The 2,244-nt window shown below is 30.3% G+C and carries 2 protein-coding genes; both read right to left on the reverse strand.

Annotation, left to right across the window (positions count from 1 at the left end; genetic code table 11):
• Positions 1 to 480 precede the first annotated feature (480 nt).
• Complete coding sequence (locus VK998_RS11820; RefSeq protein WP_325228579.1) at positions 481 to 1,668, reverse strand: coenzyme F420-0:L-glutamate ligase; 1,188 nt, start codon at positions 1,666 to 1,668, stop codon at positions 481 to 483.
• A 72-nt stretch (positions 1,669 to 1,740) separates the two neighbouring features.
• On the reverse strand, positions 1,741 to 2,244 hold a 504-nt coding region (locus VK998_RS11825), incomplete at its 5' end, for a 5-formyltetrahydrofolate cyclo-ligase (RefSeq protein ID WP_325228581.1).

The following is a 2,244-nucleotide window of genomic DNA, read 5'->3' on the forward strand; positions in this document are numbered from 1 at the left end:
CTCTATTTTAGTTGGTGGAGGGTTTTTTGGGATATGGGGCATGTTATTTGCAGTACCAATAGCAGCTGTAGTAAAGACAGTTTTAGGAAAATATATAGTAAAACAACATAAACGGAAAGGTATTTCATTAAACAATAAATAAAAACGAGATCCTTCGCTAACGCTCAGGATGACAGAGAAGCTCAGGATGACAGAGAAGCTTAGGGTGAGGGGAGGGTGTCAAATTTAAGCTACATCCTTATTCCTCACTCTGTTTCTTTTCTCTCACTCTGTTCCTTTTCTCTCACTCTGTTCCTTTTCTCTCACTCTGTTTCTTTTCTCTCACTTTGTTTCTTTTCTCTCACTTTGTTTCTTTTCTTTCACTTTGTTTCTTTTCTCTCATTCTGTTTCTTTTCTTGTCATTCTGAACGAAGTGAAGAATCCCTGCCATCTATAAGATGGCAGTTACTATACAAAATTCAACTTTTCACTTATATCTTGTTATTCTGTAGCATAATTATCAAAATAACCTTGTATAAGCACTATAGGGGTTCCTTTATCTCCACTACCGCTGGTTAAGTCACATAGACTTCCTAGTAAATCCGTTAATCTTCTAGGAGTTGTACCCAAAGATTCTTCATGACCAATTAAATCTACATCTTTGCTATTTATTTTTTCTTTAATTGCTTCTGCTGCTTCTTTTCCTTCAAGATTTTTTAATTCTGTATCTGCTAAATATTTTAGTTTAATCTCATTAGGAGTTCCTTCTAAACCAGAGGTATAACCTGGTGATACAATAGGATCTGCTAGTTCCCAAATTTTACCTACAGGGTCTTTAAATGCACCATCACCATATACCATTACTTCTACTACTTTACCTGTTATTTTCTTTATTTTCTTTTGTATTTGTTCTACATAATATTTAGAATCTCTTGGGAATAATTTAATTTCCGTTTCAGTTGCTAGGTTGGAACCTAATAGACCATAATCTGGATTATATCCTTTGTTATTTATAGGCTCTGTTAATAAATCATCTAATCCAATTACTTTATTTGCACCTGTTTCTTTCAAAATTCGTTTAGTCCTATCTCTTTCATGGATATTTGCAACTAAAACATCCTTAGTATAATTTAGCACTAAAGTAGGATCATTTGTAAGGTATATTTCAACATCATTATTAACAGTTAAGTCCTTATATAATTTTACATAGTCTATTCCTGTAAATGGATGGCAAACATTTTCTCCAAATAACTTTCTATACTCACTTTCACTTAAAGTATCAGTATAAGGATTTATTTTAAGTTTATACATTTTATCTATATCCATAAGTCTGTTTCCAACTTCATCAGAAGGATAATTAAGAAATAAATATATTTTTTTTCCAGTTAAAGCTATACCCTTTAGAATAATAGAAAATCTATTCCTACTAAGTATGGGGAATATAATTCCTATATCTTCTGGAAATTTATTATTAATATCTTCTGCAATATCTTCAGCTGTAGCATAGTTACCTTGTGCTCTTGCAACTAGTGATTCTGTAATTCCAATTATATCTTTATCATTAATATCAAAGTCTTCATATTCTGCCGCTTTTAATACGGATTCTACAACAATATCAATTAAGTCGTCCCCTTTTTTTACTATAGGAGCTCTAATGCCTCTTACTGTAGTACCCACAGTTCTAATCATCTAAATTCCTCCTAAAATATAATTTCATTACCAATATTAATTATAACATTTTTTTATAATTAATAGAATATATTAGCAATGGATTATTCTTTCCTCAGTAATGATGTAATCCACAGGTATATCATAGATATCTGTAGGTACCTGAGGAGCTATTTGCATTTCATAGCAAAGTCCTATTTTTAATACTTCTGGATTTTTATTAAAAAATCTGTCATAATATCCTCCTCCATAACCTATTCTATAGCCTTCAGGGGTAAAAACAAGACCTGGAACTAGTACAATATCGATTAGTTTTGGGGAGGTTTCCCTAATATATTCTTTTTTTGGACTTAAAATATTATAAAAACCAATTTCTAGTTCATTATCAAAATCCATTATTTCAGAAACTATCAATTGTCTTTCTTTAGGAATAGTAATAGGTACTCCAATTCTTTTACCAGAAGAAAGAGATTCTTTTATTATATTATGAGTATCAACTTCATCTTTAAAGCTAATAAATGAGAAGATAAAATTAGAATTTTTATATTTTTCCAAACTAAATAGTTTATTACGAATGGTATTAGATTTTTTCGTTAT

The organism is Schnuerera sp. (assembly GCF_035459645.1).
Classification (GTDB): domain Bacteria; phylum Bacillota; class Clostridia; order Tissierellales; family Tepidimicrobiaceae; genus Schnuerera.